Below are 21,428 nucleotides of genomic sequence, written 5' to 3'. Positions count from 1 at the left end.
GCTTCGTCATAATGCCGACCGATGATTGCAAACCCCACAAGGTTCGCGTTTTTCCAATTTGCTGCATGTTCTTCTCGATCTGGCGTCTTCCCATGAAAACCGTAGCAATGGTGCTGTTCCCCGATTTCCTGCTGCTCGACATGGCCGGGCCGCTGGAAGTGTTTTCCATCGCCAATCGTTTTCTTGTCCCCGACCAGCATTATCAACTGCTGACCCTGGGCACCGAGCGAGGCCCGTTGCGCGCCTCCAATGGTGTGAACGTCCACGCCGATATCCATATCGACCAGGCCTGGGCTGCCTATGACGTGTTGCTCGTACCGGGCGGCCCCGGGGCCTATAACGACCGGCACCCAGCGTTGCACACCTGGCTGCGGGCCTCGGCGCAACGGGCCACGTGCTACGGCTCCATCTGTACCGGTGCGTTTGTGCTCGGTGAGGCGGGGTTGCTCGATGGACACCGCGTGACCACGCATTGGCATTACACCGAGCGCTTGATCCAACGCTTTCCCAAGGCACTGATCGAGACCGACAAAATCTTTCTGCGGGACCGACGCCTGATCACCTCTGGCGGTGTCACCGCCGGCATCGACATGGCCTTGTCCATCGTCGCACAGGATCATGGCCGCAAGATTGCGCTGGATGTCGCCAAGGTGCTGCTGGTGCTCATGAAGCGCCAGGGCGGACAAGCGCAGTTCAGTCCGCTGGTGGCGACCGTGGCGGCCCAGGAGTCAGCGGTCACTCGGGTGCAGCACTACGTGATGGAGCATCTGGAGGAGCCATTCACGGTGGAACGCATGGCGGCAGTCGTGGCCATGAGCGCCCGGCATTTTGCCCGGCTGTTTGTCCGAGAGGTGAAAATGACGCCCATGGAATTCCTCCAAGGGGCGCGCATCGATCGGGCGCGGCAGTTGCTCGAATCCACCGACTTGCCCCTCAAGACCGTGGCGTTTCGCAGCGGCTTCGGCAGTGTCCGCCACATGCGCCAGCTGTTCAGTGAAAAGCTTGGCCTGACACCGGTCCAGTACCGCCAGCAGTTCAGTTGAGCCTTGGATGTCCGTCCTGGGCACCGTGATGTCCGTGATGGGTCCTGTGCCAGCATTGTTCTGCGGGGCAGGGCTGCCAAGATAACCGCGAACCCTCTGGAAAGGATGCGCAAGAGCCAGGGCTGACGCGTGCGGCGATTCGCAACGCGATGCCTGGACCGGTCATCTGGCGCTGGATCGCTCATGAACAGTTTCGTCACACCCTGCACCGGGCCAACGGTAGGCTTCGGCCCGTTCGTCTTTCATCGACAGCAGCGGTTGGTCACTCGCGACGGTCAGCCCCTGGCATTGGGCGGTCGCGCCCTGGACATCCTGCAAGTACTGGTCGCGCATGCGGGTGCTTTTGTCAGCAAGCAAACGCTGATCGACCATGTGTGGCCCGACAGCGTGGTGGAAGACATCAATCTACGGGTGCACATTGCCGCGCTGCGGCGGGCCTTCGGCGAGACGCGCGAAGGCAATCGCTACATCCTCAACCATCCCCGCCGAGGCTATTGTTTTGCGGTGCCCGTGACCTTGCGGCCCGGCGACGAGCCAGCGGCCGCGGAGCCGTCCGAGCGGCACAATCTGCCCGCCCGGCTGAGTCCGGTGATCGGTCGCGACAAAATCCTGGGCCGGTTGTTGGTAGAAGTGCCACGCCAATCCCTGACCACGATCACCGGCCCCGGTGGCATCGGCAAGACCACTGTGGCATTGCGAGTTGCGGAGCTGCTGCTGGAGCATTTTGCCGACGGCGCCTGGTTCATTGACTTGGCTGGCGTCGACGACCCGGCGCAGGTTGCGCTGCGAATCGCCCAAGCCCTGGACCTGGCGGAAGAATGCCTGGCCCTGCAACTGCAAGCCCGTCGGGTGTTGCTGGTGCTCGATGGCTGTGAACAGCTGATCGATGCCTGCCGGGAGTTGGCCGTGACGTTGCGCAGGGCGGCGCCGGGTGTGTCGCTGCTGGTGAGCAGCCGGGAAATCCTGAACCTGGCCGATGAAAATATCGTGCAATTGCCTGGCCTGGTGGTAGTGCCCGCCAAGCAGCCCGATCATCAGATGCTGGCGTGCCCGGCGGTGCAATTGCTGGTCGAACGGGTCGGCGCTCGCCAGCAGGGCTTCAAACCCACTGAGCGGGACCTGGCGGCGCTCGTGCAAATCTGCCAACGCCTCGACGGATTGCCGTTGGCGCTGGAACTGGCGGCGGCCCAGGTCGATGTGCTGGGCGTGGCCGGGGTCCTGGAACAGTTGGACTACGGTCTTTCGCTGCTGAGCCACGGGCGTCGTACCGCCGTGGCCCGCCACCGAAGCCTGGAGGCCGCCCTTGACTGGAGCTTCGACCGCTTGAGCCAGGATGAGCGAACGGTGTTCCAACGCCTGGCGGTGTTCGAAAAACGCTTCAGCCTCAGGGCCGCGATGGCCGTGGTCAGTTGCCCGGAGCTGGCGGCGGATCGATTGCCCTGGTTGGTGTCGCGGCTGGTCAATCAGTCATTGGTGATGGTCGAGCAGCGTGCCGAGGGAACGCGTTTTTATCTGCTGCACACCACCCGCACCTATGCCCTGGAAAAGTTGCGTTGCAGTGGACAGTCCCAGCTTTTCCATCGGCGTTACGCACTGCAACAAGCCTGGCAACCGCGTCGGTCAAGACCCGAGGCGCCGAGCCAGCGCTTGGAGCAGCGCGGCGGCTTGCTTTAGGTCCGGCGTGTCGAAGCCTTCACTGAAGCGTCGATAGACGGGGCCGAGTACATCCGCGGCGGCCTGATCCTGGCCACGGCGCTGCCACAGCCGCGCCAGGGAAACAGCGCTGCGCAGTTCCCACGCCAGCGCGCCTTGCTGCCGGGCGACGGCGAGGGCGGCGTGCAGTTGCGTTTCGGCACGGCTCTCTGCGGACGGGGCATCCTGCGCCAACAACGTTTCGGCGCTGGCCCGCAGGATCTCGGCGGAGCACCAGCCTGCGGCGCCGCTGTGGGCGCGTTTGATCTGCTCGGGGCCGGCGGCATCCGTGCGCAGTGTCACGACCATGTCCTGGACCAAGCCGCCCGTGGCCGGACAGGTCTCCAGCGGCGCGCCGTCGAATGCGCGCTCGTAGTGGCAGGCCCAGTCATGGAACAGCATGACCGAATGTTTGCGGGCCTGGTGTTTCAGCATATCGAGCCGTTCCCGGGCGATTGAATGCTCGCCGGTGTACTGGGCGAGCACGCAACCGGTAATCGCCAGGGTGTAGCAGATTGAAAGGCCGTGGTTGATCTGCAGGGCAATCTGCAGCGCGAGATTGGCGGTGCGCCGGGCTTTTTCGGCGAACCCCTGCAGCCAGAGAATACGCGCCAGGATCGTCAATGCCGCAACGCTCTGTTCGTACTGCACGCCAAAACCATGGGTGAACCGGCTCAGGTGGCCGTTCTGGGCCAGGCGCTGGATGACTTGTTCGGCATCGCGTCGCGCGGCATCCTGGTCGCCGGTGAAATGCAACGCCAGCACCCGCAGGCGCTGGGTACTCAAGGACAGCACCGGGTCACCCTGCGGTCCCAGGCGGTCGAAGTCTTGGCATTGTTCCAGCGCCTGCTGGTAGCGGCCACAACTGAGGTTGACGGTCAGGTGGCCCGACAAGGCGCGCAGTTCACCCGCCAGGTCCTGGCACTGCCGGGCCAGGCGCCGGGCCGTGACGAACGCCTCGACCGTGGCCGGCGTACCGCCCTCGGTGTGGTAGTTGAGGCTGGCGTGGGCCAGTTCCAGGGCCAGCGTCAGCCTCGGGCACGGCGAGGCGCTGCCGTGCAGCAGTTCGCGGGCCTTGCTGACGTAGAGACCGTGCTCCTTGAGCAGTGACAGTTCCTGCCAGAGGGGCAGGGTGCGGGCGGTCAAGCGGATCGCCACGGCGTGTGAACCGTGCGGGCCAAGCCCGCGGTCCAGCGCTGCGCGAATGTCGTCACGGTAGGTCGCGTAGCGTGCGATCCACAACCGCGTCGGGGTGCTCTCCCAGTCTTTCTCAGCCTGTTCCATCAGCGTCAGGCAACGCTCGGCGTGTCGCGCCTGGCTCACGGCGAGTTCGCCTGCCTCCAGCAGTTTTTCCAAGGCGTAGCTGCGCGTGGTGTCCAGCAGGCAATAGCGGACCTCATCGTCACCGATCTCAACATTGAGCAGCGACTTGGCGACCAACTGGCTGACCGATACCAGCACCTGGTCGGGCGCGACATGCTGGCCGACGATGACCGCCGCGGCCGAGGCCAGGTTGAAACTGCCCATGAACACCGCCAGCCGCCGCAGGCAGGTCTGCTCGCAAGCCGTGAGCAGCGCGAAGCTCCAGTCCAGCGTGGCGCGAAGAGTTTGTTGTCGCGGTGCGCTGTTGCGCTTGTCGTGATCGAGCAAGGCGACGCTGTCTCGCAGTTGCCGGCACAGCGCTTGCAGCCCAAAGCGTCCGACCTGGGCGGCGGCCAGTTCGATGGCCAGGGGAATCCCATCCAGGCGCTGGCAGATATCGACGATCAGCGGCACCTCGTGATCGGTCAGTTCGAAGTCGTCCTGGCTGGCCATCGCCCGCTCTGCGAACAGTTGCAGCGCTGGATATTCCAGGGCCGGATAACCTTCGATGATCATGCCCCGGGGCGGGATCGCTAATGAGTCGAGGCGCTGCACATGTTCGCCTTCGGCGCGCAGGCCTTCGCGGCTGGTGGCGAGGATATGCAAGTGCGGCGCGGCGCGCAGCAACGTCTCGCAGAGCTGGGCCACGGCGTCGACCAGATGCTCGCAAGTGTCGATGACCAGCAGCAACTGCCGTTCCTTGAGCGGCCGCACGATGGCTTCCAGGGGCTCGCCGTCTTGTGACGACAGCTCCAGCAGGGCGCAGAGGTTCGGCGCGATCATGGTCGGGTCGTTGAGCGAGCCGAGGTCCAGCAGATAGGTGCCGTCGCGGTAATGCCCAATCAGCCGCTCGGCGACCTGGAGGGCGACGGTGGTCTTGCCGATCCCGCCACTGCCGACCAGGGTAATGAAGCGTTTTCGCGGCAGCTGGGCGACCAGGCTTTCCACCAGGCCCTGGCGCCCGATTACCCGCGTGCGACGCGGCGGCAAGTTGCGCGCCAGGGCAGGGTGGGGGATACGAGCCAGCGCTTCCGGCGGTTCGAAGGTTACCGGCGCGACAAAACTGTAGCCGCGTTGCGCCACGGTGACGATGTAGCGCTGGCCGGCCTGCCCGTCACCCAACGCCTTGCGCAGCGCGGCCACATGGACCCGCAGGTTGGTGTCTTCCACCACGCTCTTGGGCCAGACGCGGGCGATCAATTGCTGCTTGCTGACCACTTGCCCTGCGTGTTCGAGCAGCACCAGCAGAATCTCCACCGCCCGCCGACCCAGGCGCAACGGCTGCCCCCCTTCCAGCACCAGGCGCTGGCGGGGATGAACCCGGTAAGGGCCGAAATGCAGCGTCTTTTCGACGGGCAGGCGGAGGTACTGACTCATGGCGCGCTCATTGTTCTGTTCCCTGGAGAGGGGCTGTACCTGAGCATATTCGTCAGGTTTTGTGACAAGCGCAACGGTGGTTGGGGTTGCCAACCTCCTGATCAACGCCAAACCCGTGGCGAGAGAGCAAGCTCCTTCGCCACCAAAGCACGTCAGTCCCGAAAAAATTAACAACGTTTAACTCACGCACAAACCGCCCCTGGCCGGACCATAAAGCGATCCACCCACCTCAAGGAGTCATGTCATGAGCACGTTCATCACCCGCGACGGCACAGAGATCTACTACAAGGATTGGGGCACTGGCCAACCGATTGTCTTCAGCCACGGCTGGCCATTGAATTCAGACAGTTGGGAGGCCCAGATGATGTTCCTCGCTTCCAACGGCTACCGGGTGATCGCCCACGACCGTCGCGGCCATGGACGTTCCAGCCAGCCGTGGGATGGCAATGACATGGACACCTACGCCGACGACCTGGCGGAGCTGATCGAGCGCCTGGACCTGAAGGACGCGGTGTTGCTCGGTTTCTCCACCGGCGGCGGCGAAGTGGCACGCTACATCGGTCGGCATGGCGCCGCCCGCGTCGCCAAGCTCGGCCTGATCTCGGCGGTCACGCCGCTGATGCTCAGGACCCCGGCCAACCCCGGCGGCTTGCCCGTCGAAGTCTTCGACGGCTTCCGCCAGGCCTCCCTGGCTGACCGTTCTCAGCTATACAAGGATGTGGCCAGCGCCTTTTTCGGCGCCAACCGTCCGGGCGCCAAAGTCTCCCAAGGCATGATCGATTGGTTCTGGATGCAAGGCATGCTCGCCGGCCACAAGAACACCTACGACTGCATCAAGGCGTTCTCGGAGACCGATCTCTCCGAAGACCTGCGCAACATCGACGTGCCGACCCTGGTGGTCCATGGCGATGACGACCAGGTGGTGCCGATCGAAACCGCCGGCATTGCCGCCGCCAAGTTGCTGAAAAATTCGCAGTTGCTGATCTACCCGGGCGCGCCTCATGGCCTGACCGATACCCACAAGGACCAGCTCAACGCGGACCTGCTGGCATTCATCAAGGGCTGATAAGGCCATGAACCTGTGGGAGCAAGCCCGCTCGCTCCCACAGTCAAAACAGGACCTCATACCCATGAACCGCAACGATCTACGCCGTCTCGACATGAACCTGCTGGTGATCTTCGAGGCGCTGATGTTCGAGAAGAACCTGACCCGCGTCGCTGAAAAGCTGTTCATGGGCCAGCCGGCGGTGAGCGCGGCGCTCGGGCGGCTACGGGATCTTTTCGATGATCCACTGCTGATCCGTCACGGCCGGGGCATGGAACCGACGCCTCGGGCGCTGGCGATCCTGCAGGAATTGCAGCCGGCCATGGACACGATTTCCAGCGCCGTCAGCCGGGCCAAGGCGTTCGACCCGTCCACCAGTTGCGACGTGTTCCGAGTCGGCCTGTCCGACGATGCCGAGTTCGGCCTGTTCCCACCCTTGCTGAGCCAACTGCGTGAAGAAGCACCCGGCATCATTGTCGTGGTGCGCCGGGCCAATTTCCTGTTGATGTCGTCGCTGCTGGCCAGCGGCGAAATCAGCGTCGGCGTCAGCTACACCACCGACCTTCCGGCCAATGCCAAGCGCAAGAAACTGCGGGACATTCCCTGCAAGGTCTTGCGCGGCGACAAACGCCCGGGGCCACTGACCCTCGACGAGTACTGTTCGCGGCCCCACGCCATGGTCTCGTTCTCGGGCGACCTGAGCGGCAACATCGACCTGGACCTGGCCCGCATCGGCCGGGCGCGCAAGGTCGTGCTGGCAGTGCCGCAATTCAGCGGCCTGCGGGCCTTGCTGGCCGGCACCGAACTGATCGCCACCGTACCCGACTACGCCGCCTGTGCGTTGGTGGAGGGCTGCGCGTTGCGCGCCGAAGACCCGCCGTTCGAGATCAATGCCGCCGAGTTGTCGATGGTCTGGAGTGGCGTGCACGACAACGACCCTGCCGAGCGCTGGCTGCGCTCGCGCATTGCCACCCACATGTCCCAACCGCTGCCGACGGCCGCTTCGGCGGACGCGGCCGGAGCTCACCGATGAGTACCACTGATGAAAGCCGCCTGCAGGACCTTGGCCTGCTGTTCCTGCGCCTGAGCGGCGCCTTGTTCCTGCTCTGGGTGCATGGCTTGCCCAAGCTGTTGAACTACAGCGCCGAGTTGACCCGCATCGAAGACCCGTTCCACCTCGGTGCGGCGCCCACGCTGATCCTGGCGATTTTCGCCGAGGTGGTGTGTCCGCTGCTGATCATGGCCGGCGTGCTGGTGCGCCTGGCGTGCTTGCCCATCCTGTTCCTGCTGGCCGTGGCGCTGTTGGTCGTGCATCCGCAGTGGAGCCTGGAAGAAGGCCAGTTCGGCTGGTTGCTGTTGATCGTCTTTACCAGCGTGTTCATTGCCGGCCCTGGACGCCTGGCGATGAACGCGCGCTTTGCTGGAGTACTGCGTCATGCCTGAGTCCCAAACCCTCGAATCAACCGTGAGCCCGGCAATGCCCGGCTTCGATGAAATCGTCACCCTGGTGGTCAAGCACCGGGTCAAGGCTGGCCAGGACGGTGCCTATGAAGCCTGGTTGCGGCGCATCGTCAGCGTCGCCGGCCAGTGGCCGGGGCACCTGGGCGTGGATGTAGTCCGGGGCAAGCAGGGCGGGTTGTCGCTGTTCACGTGTGTGTTGCGTTTCTGCTCCACCGAGGCGATGCAGCGTTGGTTGGATTCGCCGGAGCGTCGTGAGCTGGTGGAGGAGGCCGCGCCGCTGCTCGCTGATGGCGACCAGACCGAAGTCGCTCCCCACAAGGAGTTCTGGTTCGCGCCGCTGGCCGATGCCGCCACGCCACCGCCGCGCTGGAAGCAATCGGTGGTGACGCTGCTGGTCATCCTGCCGCATACCTTGCTGGTGCCATTGCTCTGGGGCCCGCTGCTGCAGCTCAACGCATTTTTGTCCAACTACGTGGTCGCCACTTTCCTCATCACCGTGACCATCGTGCTCTCGGTGGTGTACGTGTGCATGCCGTTGGCGACCCGGCTGTTCGCGCCCTGGTTGGAATCCTCCGAAGCCCACGAACACCTGGAGCCCGGTCATGGCCAATAACGACGACCCAACCGATCCACTGCGCCGCCAATTACTCGCCGCCGGATCCTTGCTCAGCGCTGCCGCCGCTTTCTGGCCACGCCTGTCCCTTGCTTCTTCCCACTCACAAGGAAACCCGATGAACGCCGATCTGATTCTGTTCAATGGCCAATTCCACACCGTCGACCGCGAGAAGCCTCGTGCCAGCGCGGTCGCCATCAGCCAGGGCCGCTTCGTCGCCGTGGGCACCGACGCCGAGGCCATGGCCTTGCGCGGCAGTGGCACCCAAGTCATCGATCTCAAGGGCCGCACCGTCATTCCCGGCCTCAACGACTCGCACCTGCACCTGATTCGTGGTGGCTTGAACTACAACCTGGAACTGCGCTGGGAGGGCGTGCCGTCCCTGGCCGATGCCTTGCGCATGCTCAAGGACCAGGCCGACCGCACGCCGACGCCGCAATGGGTTCGCGTAGTGGGTGGCTGGAACGAATTCCAGTTCGCCGAAAAACGCATGCCGACCCTGGAAGAACTCAACCAGGCCGCGCCCGACACCCCGGTATTCGTGTTGCACCTGTACGACCGCGCCTTGCTCAACCGCGCCGCCCTGCGCGTGGCCGGCTACACCCGCGACACGCCGAACCCGCCGGGCGGCGAGATCGTGCGTGACAGCAAGGGCGAACCCACCGGCATGCTGGTGGCGCGGCCCAACGCGATGATCCTTTACTCGACACTGGCGAAAGGGCCGAAGTTGCCGCTGGAGTACCAGGTCAACTCCACCCGTCAGTTCATGCGCGAGCTCAATCGCCTGGGCCTGACCAGCGCCATCGACGCCGGTGGCGGCTACCAGAACTACCCGGACGACTACGAAGTCATCGAGCAGTTGGCCCGCGAGCAGCAGTTGACGGTGCGCATCGCCTACAACCTGTTCACCCAGAAGCCCAAGGAAGAACTCACCGACTTCAAGAACTGGACCGGCAGCGTCAAGCTGCACCAGGGCGACGATTTCCTGCGGCACAACGGCGCCGGTGAAATGCTGGTGTTCTCCGCCGCGGACTTCGAAGACTTCCTCGAACCGCGCCCGGACCTGCCGCCCGGCATGGAACAGGACCTGGAACCGGTGGTGCGTCACCTGGTGGAGCAGCGCTGGCCATTCCGCCTGCACGCCACCTACGACGAATCCATCAGCCGCATGCTCGACGTGTTCGAAAAGGTCAACCGTGACATCCCGTTCAACGGCCTGCCGTGGTTCTTCGACCACGCCGAGACCATCACGCCGAAGAACATCGAACGCGTGCGAGCACTGGGCGGCGGTATCGCGATCCAGGACCGCATGGCCTTCCAGGGCGAATACTTCGTCGACCGCTACGGCGCCAAGGCCGCCGAAGCCACGCCGCCGATCAAGCGCATGCTCGCCGAAGGCGTGCCGGTGGGCGCCGGCACCGACGCCACCCGCGTGTCGAGCTACAACCCGTGGACTTCGTTGTACTGGATGGTCAGCGGTCGCACCGTTGGCGGTCTGTCGTTGCACGAAGAAGGCCTGCCGCGCCTGACCGCGTTGGAACTGTTCACCCATGGCAGCGCCTGGTTCTCGTCGGAGCAGGGTAAGAAGGGGCAGATCAAGGTCGGCCAACTGGCAGACCTGGCGGCCCTGAGCGCGGATTTCTTCAGCGTCGAGGAAGAAGCCATCAAGTGGATCGAGTCGGTCCTGACCGTGGTTGACGGCAAGGTGGTGTACGCCGCCGGCGACTTCGAAAAACTCGGCCCGGCCAGCGTCCCGGTGCTGCCGGACTGGTCGCCGGTGGTCAAGGTCCCAGGTCACTGGCGCCCGAGCTCGCCGTTGCAGGCCCAGGTCCACCAGTGCAGCGGGCCGTGCAAAGTGCATTCCCACAGCCACGAACGGGCGCGACTGTCGAACGTTCCGGTCAGCGACTTCCAGGGTTTCTGGGGCGCGTTTGGCTGTTCCTGCTTTGCCTTTTGACTGAGCACACACCTACCCGAATGTGGGAGCCCGCTCCCACATTGGTTTCGTAATATCCATCCCAAAGGAGTCATCCCATGAGCAACGTTCCCGCCTACAACCGCCTGAACAAAGATGACGCGGTGGTCCTGCTGGTCGATCACCAGACTGGCTTGATCTCCCTCGTCCAGGATTTCTCGCCCAACGAGTTCAAGAACAACGTATTGGCCCTGGCTGACCTGGCGAAGTTCTTCGAACTGCCCACCATCCTGACCACCAGCTTCGAACAAGGCCCCAACGGCCCGATCGTGCCGGAACTCAAGGAGATGTTCCCGGACGCGCCGTACATCCCGCGTCCAGGCCAGATCAACGCGTGGGACAACGAAGATTTCGTCAAGGCGATCAAGGCCACCGGCCGCAAGCAACTGATCATCGCGGGCGTGGTGACTGATGTCTGCGTGGCCTTCCCGACCCTGTCGGCGCTGGCCGAAGGTTTTGACGTGTTTGTCGTCACCGACGCTTCGGGTACCTTCAACGAAACCGTGCAACAGGCCGCCTGGGTGCGCATGACCGCTGCCGGCGCGCAAATGATGAACTGGTTCTCCGTGGCCTGTGAGCTGCACCGCGACTGGCGCAACGACATCGAAGGCCTGGGCAATCTGCTGTCCCAGCGCATCCCCAACTACCGCAACCTGATGAACAGCTACTCGGCGCTGACGGCCAAGTAAGTAGCCTCCTGGCTGAACAGGTGCCCGCCAATGTGCGGGCATCTTTTTGTCTGGCCACAGGTTTTGTATTCGGCCAGGATGTCTAAATAAAGCCCCACCCAGGAATGGCAATGAACCCCTTCGAAGAAATGCGCATCTTTGCCCAGGTCATGGAGTCGGGCAGTTTCACAGCGGCGGCGGACAAGCTCGGGCTGTCCAAGCAGTTCGTCAGCCGCAAGCTCATGGAACTGGAACAGCGCCTGGGCGTGCGCCTGCTCAACCGCTCCACGCGCCGACTGGACGTGACACCGCTGGGGCAGCGCTATTACGAGGCAGCGTTGCGCTTGCTCAGTGAAGTCGAGCAAGTGGAGCAGGGCATCAGTGGCCAGACCAGCGAGCCACGCGGGACCATTCGGCTCAGCGCGCCGTTGTCGTTCGCCGTGGCGCACCTGGGCTGCCTGCTGCCACTGTTCTTGCAGCGCTACCGGGACGTCAGCGTCGAGGTGGACCTGAGCGATCGCTCGGTGGACCTGCTGGGTGAAGGCTACGACCTGGCGCTGAGGATCGGCGTGCTGGAAGATTCAACACTGATCGCCCGGCGCATCGCGAGCATCGAGCGGGTGTACTGCGCCAGCCCGGCCTACCTGGCCGACAAAGGCACACCGGCCCGACCTGAAGACCTGCGCAATCACGACTGCCTGCCTTATGGACACAGCCGTCAGGTGCAGTGGCGGTTCGAGGGAAATGGCAAGCCGTTGGTCCTGGAAGTGACGGGGCGGATGCGGGCCAATAACGGCGATTTGCTCAGGGATGCGGCGATCGCCGGGATGGGCGTCACCTATCTGCCAACCTTCATCCTCGGTGACGCGTTGAAGGATGGCCGGTTGGTCAGGGTGCTGGAAGGGTTCGAAACGGAGCCGTTGACACTGTCGGCGGTCTATCCGCAACATCGCCAGGCTTCGCGCCCGGTGCAGGCGCTAGTGGAGTTTCTGCGCGAACAGATGTTATGAAGGCCTGGACGCTTCAGCCTCCGATCAGGGGCTGAAGCGTTGGCGCCTGGTGATCAAGCGGCGAGGTTGGCGCTGCTCAATTCCTTCTTGTACTGCGCCTTCATGGTTTCCATCTGCTCACCCAGGGCGTCCAGCTTGGCCTTGCCCAGCACTTTCTTGGCTTGGGGGAACATTTCCTTTTCTTCTTCCTCGATGTGGTGCTCCAGCAGTTCTTTCACCACTTTGACCCGGCCTGCAAATTCAGGCTGCGATGGATCGGTGGCTTTCAGGTCGGGCAGCACCAGCGAATCGACGGTGCGGTGCTCTTCCTTGGCTTCGTAATACATCTCGGCTTCTTCCTTGCCGCCTGCCTGCTTGAACGCCGGGTAGAGGATTTCTTCCTCCAGGCGGGTGTGGATGGACACTTCCATTTCCAGCTTCGCCAGCAGTTCGGTGCGTTTCTTGATCGCGCGATCAGTTGACTCACTCAACTGAGTGAGAATGGCTTTGACGCGTTCGTGGTCGGCTTTCAACAGGTCGATGGCGTTCATGTGCTGCTCCTCGGTCATTCACGGATGCGGGCCGGCTTCGAGCGCCGGCGCCACGTAACATGAGAGGTGCATCCGTCGTGCCAGCCGAGTCGCTTTTTAATTTCCTTTAAAAACAACTGGTTATGTCGTAGCCGGGTTTTGTCATCGTGCAGGCTGCATGAGCCGGGGCTAAAACGCCTTGCACTTTGCGCTGCCAAGGGCATCAGGTGTTGCCGAACAGTTGCCTGACCCGTTGCGCCAGCGCCAGGCAGGATGTCAGCCCGGGGGATTCGATACCGAACAGGTTGATCAGCCCCGGCACCTGATGTTCGGCTTCACTGCTGATGAGAAAGTCCCGAGCGGGTTCGCCCGGTGCGGAAATTTTCGGGCGGATGCCGCTGTAGGCAGGTTGCAGGCTCTGGTCCGGCAGGCCCGGCCAGTAATTTCGAATGGCCCGGTAAAACGCTTCCGCCCGGGCCGGATCCACGCGGTAATCCTCCGCTTCGACCCATTCGGTGTCGGGACCGAAACGCGCCTGGCCTGCCAAGTCGAGCGTCATGTGAATACCCAGGCCGGCGGCTTCCGGCGCGGGATAGACCAGATGGCGGAACGGCGCCCGCCCGGCCAGTTGAAAATAGGTGCCCTTGCACAGGTAATCATCGGGAATCCATTGCCTCTCCAGGCCCTCGACCCGGCGGGCGAGGGCAGGGGCCTGGAGGCCGGCGGCGTTGATCAGCCGGCGGCAGGACAATGTCATCTGCGCCGTGCCGCCCAATGCCAGGCTGAAGCCCTCGTCGACAACACGAGCCGCCAGCAGGGGCGTGCGAAACACCACATTGGCGCCGGCCGCCTCGGCATCGCCTTGCAGCGCCAACATCAAGGCATGGGCGTCGACGATACCGGTGGAAGGCGAATACAACGCGCCGACGCAGGACAGCGCCGGCTCCAAAGCCTGTGCCTGCTTTCGATCAAGCAGACGCAGGTCGTCCACCCCATTGAGCCGACCGCGCGCCAGCAGTGTTTCAAGCCCGGCCAACTGAGTCTGGTCCTTGGCCACGACCAATTTACCGAGCCGGCGAGTCTCGACGCCGTGACTGTCGCAATACTCATACAGCCGTCGCCGACCGTCGACGCACAACTGCGCCTTGAGGCTGCCCGGCGGGTAATACAGCCCGGCATGGATTACCTCGGAATTGCGCGAACTGATGCCCATGCCGATGGCATCACCTGCTTCGATCACCAGCACTTCATGCCCGGCACGCGCCATCTCCCGCGCCACGGCCAGGCCGACGACGCCTGCGCCGACGACGATGCAATCAATATCGACGCTCAACGCTGGGCCTCCTTCATGAGCAGATGATCGCGTTCAAGCATAGCCCCGCACATCTACGGTGTTAGTTATCATGCGGATGATATCAGCATCGTCCAGCGCACCGGATCAGCCCCAAGGTGCCGGCAACGAACCGCTGGCCACCGTCCGCACAGGTACAAAGTTTCGCAGTTGCATTCGAATGTCCTATTCCGAGATTGGAGGCGCAGGCGTCAATGCCATGCTCTTAAGCCTTCCATTCGCACCGGCATGATTAACTGGCCCCCGCGCCAGGCATCGACGAAATCAGCGCACAACCACAGGCGCAACGATGACCGTCAAAAGCCACCGGCACACCATTGTCTTTGAATGTAGGGTGACCTTCGGCGATGACCGTCCGGCCGTGACCTGGAGTCGGGCAGTCCACTGGATCACCTACCCGAGCGACCCCGACGCCTCCGATTTCATGACGGTTGAGCCTGATCGGACGGTACCGTCGCCGGTCGTTTTATCACAGGTTCCTGAAAGCCAGAGCAGCCCTGTGAAAACAGCCAGACGGACACGCGTTTGGCCACGTCGAAATAAAACTCGACGTTGTCCAGTTACCTGACGCCATTCACACCCAATTGTCATAAACATCATTCGATAGCTCATCCGTAAAATATCTCGTAATAAAGCTCGACACAGCACGGTCGGTGGATGGCCTTCCATGCCGCATGCATGTCACGCAAAAACCGATGATCATCCATGGAACATCCACTCAACCTTTTCCGGGCCAACTGTCTCCCGATCCGGGAGCAGGAAACGGCTCTCCCATTTGCGTACGTTTAGTGTTGGCAGGATCTCGCCCTGTTCGAAGCGGCGGATGACGTCGTACGCGCCGGCGATCCAATAACCGGTATGCGGGCAGGCCTGGCCGCTGTGGCAGGTCGGTGCGGGTTGGGGGATCGTGATGAACGCAGGTGAGCGGGGCGTGGGCCTGCCGGTGGCGGGTTCGAGACCCTTGGCCTCGGCCAGCTCGCGGATCAGCGCCTCGCTGGGTTTTTGCGGCGGGACGTTGGCCAGGCGGGCTTCGAGCCATTGGAGTTTGCCGTCCCACTCGGGCAGTTCGGCGGGTGGCAAGGGGAGAATTTCGTTGATTTCGGGAACGGTGGGGTTGGCGTAGGAGTAGTTCGCCAGGATTCGCCAGATGGTTTTATAGCGCTCGGCGCGTTCGAGGTCTTCTTGTTGGCCGAGGTAGTACAGCTCATTAGTAATGGGTGGTGCGCGAAACGCCTCTTCCAAACGCCCCGCAGCGTTCTCGTTACCAGCGGCAATACCCATCTGGAAGACCTCAAGCGCCTCTTGGTAGAGGCCCTTTCCTTGAAGGTCGATACCAAGAGCGACGGCGGCCTTGCCATGACCCTGTTCGGCCGCACAGCGGCGCATCTGCCGCGCTATATCTGGCGCAATTCTGATAGGTGCCAACTTGTCGCCAACAAGATACTGAGCTTGGGCGTTGCCCTGATCGGCTGCCTTACGGAAGTAACGCAACGACATCTCTGCGTCCTGATGCAGACCCGCCGAGCCCTGTTGCAGGAAAATTCCGACAAAGTAGTAACCCGTCGCCACACCTGCGTCGATCAAGATTTGGCTCATGCGCAAGTGCTGGGCGCCACTGAGCTCGAAACGACCGCGCATTGCACCGTTCTGCAGGTTGATATTGGCTTTGAAATGGCCGTTCTCTGAGGCGATGCGATACAGCCGCTCAATCTCTAGATCAACGGTTTTGTCCTGCTTGAGCTGGTTGTTTTTTTGCAACCAACGGGCGTATTGAAATAGCACGTCACTTTTAGCGGACGGAGCGGGGATCGTTTCCTGTTTGCAGGTAAAGGCCAGGTTGGCCTTGATCTCGGTTAAAGGCTTCACGGAAGGGTCCTTCTTGGGAAAGTTAAAAGCGCCATCAGCGCCGCAAGCGGTCAGCAACAGGCAGGACAGCAAGAGGAACAGGCGCATCAGTCGAGGTCCTTCAAGACGGCTTTTTCGTAATAAAACTCAACGAGTGAACTATCAGGCGTTAATTCGTTCGTTTGACGGTCTTTGTTCTTGTCGATGATGTCCTGCCAAGCCTTAAACGCGTCCCCCGCATCATCCTGCGCCCCCCTCTCACCCGTATGCAGATCCCACAATCGCCGCCGCAACGCCTGGGTCACGCTCATCCACTCATGGGCAATGTTCAGTTCACTGTCCACCTGCATGCTGCGGGTGTTGATGTTGGCCGAACCATGGGTAGTGAACACGTCGTTGATGATCATCAGCTTGGAGTGTATGTACACCGGCATCCAGGGTTTACCCGCCGGTGAATCGGGGGCGACCAGCGAGCAGATGTGAACCTTCAGGCCGGGTATTTCCTCCGGCAGGACGGTGCTGTCCATGATCTCTTGTGTCTGCCGGTCAAGCTCGGCCTGCCATTGGGCCAGCTCCCTTTGGCCCTCCCGGTCGCGCGGTTCCGGGCGCGGCCTGGGCGGCGCTTTCTGTTGCATTTTTTGAACGCGCCGCAGTTTGGTAACGCCGGGGATGGTGTTGGCCCGTCCAAGGCTTTCGAGCATGCGTTGGGTGTTCACGGTGCCGGCGCCGATGCCATCGTCGGTGGCGTTGGTGACCACGAACAGGTGCAACGCGCCGTGCAGGCCGGGATCGCGCCCGCCCTGGGTCTGGGTGGCGGCGACCGATTTGATGAATTCGGCCAGCGGTGGCCAGCGGAAATACTGGTTTTCGATGTAGATGAACTGCGTCGCGTTGTTGACGGCTTGCATGTAGAGCCGCTCGATGTCGCGTTTGCCCGCCTGGGGTTGGGTACGCAGGATCTGCGCCATTTGCGGCATGCCGTGGGTGCGCAGTTGCGGCCCGACCTTCATGGATTGGCGCGAGGCGAGCAGGTCTTCGCCGGTTTCCTTGCGCCAGGCAGCGGCGAAGTTGTGGTGCAGGTGTTCCAGGATCGGCCCACTGAGCTGGCAGGAAATGTCCTGGCGCGGCGTATCGCCGCGCGGGCCAAGGTTGGGGGCGGGTTTGCTGTCCTGGCTTCGGTTCAGTGCCGAATGGTTGTCCGTGTCCCAGTACTCGTCGAGCATGTTGTGGCCCATGATGAAACCGACCGCGCAGTCCGGTAACTCATAATCGACCAGCACGCTTTTCTGGTGGTGGGTGGCCGTCCACCTCAGCGTTTGGCGCATCTTGGTACTGATTTCGCTGTCGAGGCTCGCGTATTTCACCCAGTGGGCGATCTCGCCCCGTTCATCCAGGTTGAAGCCGCGACTGACAAACACCGGCAGTCCGCTGGCGGTACGTTGCGCAGCCTTGTCGTCGGCGACCGCGCACGTCGCAAACCATTGGCGATCGAAGGCGTATTGTTCTTCGGTGGCGCGTTGCATCACCCGGTCCATGAGGCGGATCGAGCCTTTGCCGGGCAAATTGGCCTCACCGGCAAAGCCGGCGGTATTGAACGGCATTTCCCAGCCCAGCAACCGTACCTCGACGCCTGCCCGTGCCTTGGCCATGAGCAGTTCGCCAATGCTCGGCGCCTTGCCGTCGCGGATGAAATACATCGACGGCTGGAAGCCCCAGCAGATGATGTCGATGCTCTTTTGGGCCTGGGCAATGGCCTGGTGCACGGCGGTGAAGGTTTCCTCGCCATTGACCAGCGCTTGATAGCTGGCGATCACCGGATGGTATTCAGTGTTGTGGACGTACCACGGCGGGGTGCAGACGGCTTCGTTTGTGTACTTTAAGCAAATGGGCACCACGATCTCTGGCAAATTCATGGGTTGGTTTCTTCCTTGGCTGGGTCAGGGCCATCCATCAGGACGGCATACAGTGCACGGTGATCCGTGTGCGTAGAGGGTGCGGTCAATTCGGCGTCGGTCTGTGTGCGGTGGTTATGCAAACCACGGTTGGCCAATTGCACGTGGAGAAGGGTTTGAGTTGCGCACCGATGGCTGGGGGGGCGATTCGCGGTGGTAAGGGTTGTTGGTCGGGGTGCGCAGGACGTTGCGGCGTTCGTTGCGGGCGATGACCGGGTCGCAGGGTGTGGCGGCTGTGGTCGGAGAAAGTCGGGAATGGGTTAGGCATGTCGAAGGTCGCCCTGGGTACCACGCTCATGGCGCGTGGCGTGTTGTTGTCGAGGGGAACCAGAGTGGCGCAGGGCGAAGGGCAGATACCATAGGTAAACCGCCCGTTCTGAATATTCAGAAGCATCCTATAAAGGGGCTTTCCTATTCCTTAGGAAGTTGCCTACAAGCAAACAAAAAAAGCCCGTATCTCGCGATACGGGCTTTTTAGAGGTGACGGCGTCCGGGCAATCAGCCGGTCAACCCAGCCTGCTGAACCAAGGTCAGCAACGGCTGCGGGTACACACCGAGGAAGAATGCCAACACGGCGATGGCCAGCAGCATCACGCCGCCTGCCTTCTGTTCCCAGTGCAACTCGGCGTCGTGACGACGCAGGTTCGGTTCCATCAGGTACAGGGTGACCATGACGCGCAGGTAGTAGAACACGCCGATGGCACTGCCCAGCACCAGGGAGCCGACGAGCCACCATTGGTGGGCCTCGACGCCGGTGGCGATGATGTAGAACTTGCCGATGAAACCGGCGGTCAGCGGGATGCCGGCCAGGGACAGCATCATCACGGTCAGCACGGCGGTCAGGTACGGACGGCGCCAGAACAGGCCGCGGTATTCGTACAGGGCGTCGGCGTCGCGGCCGTTGTACGGCGAGGACATCAGGGTGATCACGCCGAAGGCGCCGAGGCTGGTGATCACGTAGGTGACCAGGTATACGCCGATGGCTTCCACGGCCAGGCCCTTGCTGGCGATCAGGGCGATCAACAGGTAGCCGAAGTGGGCGATGGACGAGTAACCCAGCAGACGCTTGAGGTTGCTCTGGGTCAGCGCCAGCAGGTTACCGAACAGGATCGACGCGATGGCGATGATGGTCAGCACGTTGCTCAGTACGCCGCTGCTGGCCACTGGCGAGATCTGGAACAGCCGCACCATCACAGCGAACACCGCCACTTTCGATGCGGTGGCGAGGAACGCCGCCACGGGTGCCGGGGCGCCTTCGTAGACGTCCGGGGTCCAGAGGTGGAACGGTACCAGCGACAGCTTGAACGCCAGGCCGATCAGCATCATGCCCAGGCCCAGTTGCGCGATCGGGCTAGGCAGGCCGGTGGCCGCCAGGGCCTGGCCGATGCCGACGAAGCTCAGGGTTCCGGCTTCGGCGTAAAGCAGGGCCATGCCGAACAACAGGAACGCGGAGCCGGCCGCCGACAGCACCATGTACTTGATGCCGGCTTCCAGGGAGCGCTTGTTGAAGAAGGCGTAGGCGACCAGGCCGTAGACCGGTACCGAGAGCAGTTCCAGGCCGATGAACAAGCTGGCCAGGTGCTGCGCACTGACCAGGACCAGGCCACCGGCGGCAGCCATCAGGATCAGCAGGTACAGTTCTTCGCGGTTGCCCGGGTAGCCCGAACCGCCATCACCCAGGTAGGCGTGGGCGAGGGTGACGCAGGCGAGGGTGGCGACCAGGATCAACGCCATGTAGAGGCAGGCGAAGCTGTCGATCTGCACCAGCGGCGTGACCGCCAGCGGTGCGACTTTCAGGGCCGGCAAGATCGACAGCAAGGCCAGGTTCAGCCCCGCCACCGACAGCAGGAAGGTCTGCGAGTGATTGCGCCGCCAGGCGATCGCCAGCATCACCACGATGATCGTGGCGCTGGTGATCAACAGCGGCGCAAGCGCGATAAAGTGTTGAATCGTGAATTCCATAGCGCTCTTACCGGGCCGAAGCGAGTTGAGAGAAGGCGGTGCCGAGCCACTGCTGCACGCCATGCATCGTGGCGGCGGAAGTGTCGAGGAACGGCTGCGGATAAACGCCGAGGTAGACCAGCAGCACCGCAAGGCCAAGCACCATGATCAGTTCGCGACCGTCCATGCCACGCAGCACTTCGTCCGACTTGGCCGGACCGAAGTAGGCGCGGTGGATCATGATCAGCGAGTAGACCGAACCGAACACCAGGCCGGACGTGGCAATCGCGGTGATCCATGGGGCGCTGACGAACGAGCCGATCAGGATCAGGAACTCGCCGACGAAGTTGCCGGTACCCGGCAGGCCCAGGGAAGCGGCCGCGAAGAACAGGCTGATGGCCGGCAGGTAGGCGATGCGCGACCAGATGCCGCCCATTTCACGCATGTCCCGGGTGTGCAGGCGCTCGTACAGTTGACCGCTGAGGATAAACAGCGCCGCCGCCGAAAGACCGTGGGCCAGCATCTGGATCACCGCGCCTTGCAGGGCCAGTTGGCTGCCGGAGTAGATCCCGATCAGCACGAAGCCCATGTGCGAAACGCTGGAGAACGCGATCAGGCGCTTGATGTCGGTCTGGGCGAACGCCAGGAACGCACCGTAGAAAATCCCGATCAGGCCCAGGGTCATGGCAATCGGCGCGAACTCGGCCGAGGCGTTCGGGAACAGCGGCAAGGCAAAGCGCAGCAGGCCATAGGCGGCTGTCTTCAACAGGATACCCGCCAGATCCACGGAACCTGCGGTCGGCGCCTGGGCGTGGGCGTCCGGCAGCCAGGAGTGGAACGGCACCACCGGCAGCTTCACCGCGAAGGCGATGAAGAAGCCCAGCATCAGCACGTACTCGGTGGTACGGGACATCTGCACTTTCAACAGGTCGGCGTAGTTGAAGGTAATCACGCCGGTGTTGTTGAAGTTCACCAGGACCAGGCCAAGGATCGCCACCAACATGATCAGGCCGGAAGCCTGGGTGAAGATGAAGAACTTGGTCGCCGCGTAGATCCGGGTCTTCTTGCCGTCCGATGAGCTGTGACCCCAGAGCGCGATGAGGAAGTACATCGGCACCAGCATCATTTCCCAGAAGAAGAAGAACATGAACAGGTCCAGCGCCAGGAACACGCCGACGACACCGCCCAGGATCCACATCAGGTTCAGGTGGAAGAAACCGACGTGACGCTGGATCTCTTTCCAGGAGCAGAGTACCGAGAGGATACCCAGCAGGCCGGTCAACAGGATCATCAGCAGGGACAGGCCGTCGAGGGCCAGGTGCACGCTGATGCCGAAGCGCTCGATCCAGATGTGCTTGAACTCAAGCGCCCAGGTCGGATCGGCACCCGGGGCCGGTGCAAATGAATAGTCGCCGGTCGCCCACAGCCAGAGGCCGAGCGCGAGTTCCAGGGACATGGTCAGCAGCGCAATCCAACGCGGGAGGGTAGAGCTGGAACGCTCCGCCATCCAGCACAGCAGGCCGCCGATGAAGGGGATCAGGATTAGCCAGGGCAGAATCATGACGGGCTCGTTTCCTTTCGCAA

At 62.7% G+C, this 21,428-nt stretch carries 17 protein-coding genes; 9 read left to right on the top strand and 8 right to left on the bottom strand.

Annotated features, from left to right (window positions below; translation table 11 throughout):
- The first annotated feature begins 92 nt into the window (after positions 1-92).
- Both JZ00_RS02470 and JZ00_RS02465 read left to right on the top strand, forming a co-directional pair.
- Complete coding sequence (locus tag JZ00_RS02470; protein ID WP_039592852.1) at positions 93-1,043, top strand: GlxA family transcriptional regulator; 951 nt, start codon at positions 93-95, stop codon at positions 1,041-1,043.
- Between the two features lie 183 nt (positions 1,044-1,226).
- Complete coding sequence (locus JZ00_RS02465; protein ID WP_039592853.1) at positions 1,227-2,717, top strand: ATP-binding protein; 1,491 nt, start codon at positions 1,227-1,229, stop codon at positions 2,715-2,717.
- Here JZ00_RS02465 and JZ00_RS02460 read toward each other — a convergent pair.
- Positions 2,664-5,474 (bottom strand): ATP-binding protein, encoded by a 2,811-nt coding sequence (locus tag JZ00_RS02460; protein ID WP_039592854.1) that lies wholly within the window; start codon positions 5,472-5,474, stop codon positions 2,664-2,666. The genes JZ00_RS02465 and JZ00_RS02460 overlap by 54 nt on opposite strands.
- 244 nt (positions 5,475-5,718) lie before the next feature.
- Between JZ00_RS02460 and JZ00_RS02455 the strand changes: the two genes are divergently transcribed.
- From JZ00_RS02455 to JZ00_RS02425, 7 genes are all read left to right on the top strand, one after another.
- The gene (locus JZ00_RS02455) at positions 5,719-6,540 is read left to right on the top strand and encodes an alpha/beta fold hydrolase (RefSeq protein WP_039592855.1); all 822 of its coding nucleotides are present in this window, start codon (positions 5,719-5,721) and stop codon (positions 6,538-6,540) included.
- Between the two features lie 64 nt (positions 6,541-6,604).
- Entirely contained in the window at positions 6,605-7,552 is a 948-nt protein-coding gene (locus tag JZ00_RS02450) for a LysR family transcriptional regulator (protein ID WP_039592856.1), read from the top strand.
- Positions 7,549-7,962 (top strand): DoxX family protein, encoded by a 414-nt coding sequence (locus JZ00_RS02445; protein ID WP_039592857.1) that lies wholly within the window; start codon positions 7,549-7,551, stop codon positions 7,960-7,962. Before JZ00_RS02450 ends, JZ00_RS02445 begins: the two co-directional genes overlap by 4 nt.
- A complete protein-coding gene (locus JZ00_RS02440) occupies positions 7,955-8,593 on the top strand; it encodes an antibiotic biosynthesis monooxygenase (protein WP_039592858.1) in 639 nt (212 codons plus the stop codon). Before JZ00_RS02445 ends, JZ00_RS02440 begins: the two co-directional genes overlap by 8 nt.
- Positions 8,594-8,711: 118 nt before the next feature.
- A complete protein-coding gene (locus JZ00_RS02435) occupies positions 8,712-10,550 on the top strand; it encodes an amidohydrolase (protein WP_039592859.1) in 1,839 nt (612 codons plus the stop codon).
- Between the two features lie 77 nt (positions 10,551-10,627).
- Entirely contained in the window at positions 10,628-11,257 is a 630-nt protein-coding gene (ycaC, locus tag JZ00_RS02430) for an isochorismate family cysteine hydrolase YcaC (RefSeq protein WP_014337664.1), read from the top strand.
- A 110-nt stretch (positions 11,258-11,367) separates the two neighbouring features.
- Positions 11,368-12,246: a LysR family transcriptional regulator gene (locus JZ00_RS02425; protein ID WP_039592860.1), complete on the top strand. Its 879-nt coding sequence runs from the start codon at positions 11,368-11,370 to the stop codon at positions 12,244-12,246.
- 53 nt (positions 12,247-12,299) lie between these two features.
- On the opposite strand, the gene JZ00_RS02420 is transcribed toward JZ00_RS02425, so the two are convergent.
- From JZ00_RS02420 to nuoM, 7 genes are all read right to left on the bottom strand, one after another.
- Positions 12,300-12,776: a hemerythrin domain-containing protein gene (locus JZ00_RS02420; RefSeq protein WP_039592861.1), complete on the bottom strand. Its 477-nt coding sequence runs from the start codon at positions 12,774-12,776 to the stop codon at positions 12,300-12,302.
- Positions 12,777-12,978: 202 nt separating this feature from the next.
- Positions 12,979-14,088, bottom strand: coding sequence for an NAD(P)/FAD-dependent oxidoreductase (locus JZ00_RS02415; RefSeq protein WP_039592862.1), 1,110 nt, complete (start codon positions 14,086-14,088; stop codon positions 12,979-12,981).
- 250 nt (positions 14,089-14,338) lie between these two features.
- Positions 14,339-14,491, bottom strand: coding sequence for a PAAR domain-containing protein (locus JZ00_RS31350; RefSeq protein ID WP_235433038.1), 153 nt, complete (start codon positions 14,489-14,491; stop codon positions 14,339-14,341).
- A gap of 314 nt (positions 14,492-14,805) precedes the next feature.
- Complete coding sequence (locus JZ00_RS02410; protein ID WP_039592863.1) at positions 14,806-16,059, bottom strand: SEL1-like repeat protein; 1,254 nt, start codon at positions 16,057-16,059, stop codon at positions 14,806-14,808.
- Positions 16,059-17,864 carry a phospholipase D-like domain-containing protein gene (locus JZ00_RS02405; RefSeq protein WP_039592864.1) on the bottom strand — a complete coding sequence of 602 codons (1,806 nt, stop codon included), beginning with the start codon at positions 17,862-17,864 and terminating at the stop codon, positions 16,059-16,061. The genes JZ00_RS02410 and JZ00_RS02405 overlap by 1 nt, the downstream gene beginning before the upstream one ends.
- Before the next feature lie 537 nt (positions 17,865-18,401).
- Positions 18,402-19,865, bottom strand: coding sequence for an NADH-quinone oxidoreductase subunit NuoN (nuoN, locus tag JZ00_RS02400; protein ID WP_039592865.1), 1,464 nt, complete (start codon positions 19,863-19,865; stop codon positions 18,402-18,404).
- Between the two features lie 7 nt (positions 19,866-19,872).
- On the bottom strand, positions 19,873-21,405 hold the full coding sequence (gene nuoM / locus JZ00_RS02395) for an NADH-quinone oxidoreductase subunit M (protein WP_039592866.1): 1,533 nt from the start codon (positions 21,403-21,405) through the stop codon (positions 19,873-19,875).
- Between the last annotated feature and the right edge of the window lie 23 nt (positions 21,406-21,428).

The sequence above is a fragment of the Pseudomonas frederiksbergensis genome (assembly GCF_000802155.2).
GTDB classification, from domain to species: domain Bacteria; phylum Pseudomonadota; class Gammaproteobacteria; order Pseudomonadales; family Pseudomonadaceae; genus Aquipseudomonas; species Aquipseudomonas frederiksbergensis_A.
This window is presented reverse-complemented; position numbering and strand designations above follow the sequence as displayed.